Raw genomic sequence first — 213 nt, forward strand, 5'->3', positions numbered from 1 at the left:
CCACCAGCGGGGCCGCACCGCTGCGCAGGCTCTCTTCCATTGCCCAGAGCAGATCCGCAGCGGTAGCGGCATGGATGAACAGGAAACGGGCGGGGCTGGCGCAGTCTGCCAGCCCGTCCGGATTCAGCCGCCTGCCGTCCCGGATATTGCCCCCGGGGGGAGCGAGCCATAGCACCAGCCCCGGTGCGGTTTTCTGGGCGGCGGCGGCCAGCC

The 213-nt window shown here is 71.4% G+C and carries 1 pseudogene; it reads right to left on the reverse strand.

Going from position 1 to position 213, the window contains the following annotated elements:
* A pseudogene (locus RA19_RS27070) lies at nucleotides 1–213 on the reverse strand (hypothetical protein); the annotation flags it as partial.

The sequence above is a fragment of the Leisingera sp. ANG-M1 genome (assembly GCF_000813745.1).
In the GTDB taxonomy this organism is placed as follows: domain Bacteria; phylum Pseudomonadota; class Alphaproteobacteria; order Rhodobacterales; family Rhodobacteraceae; genus Leisingera.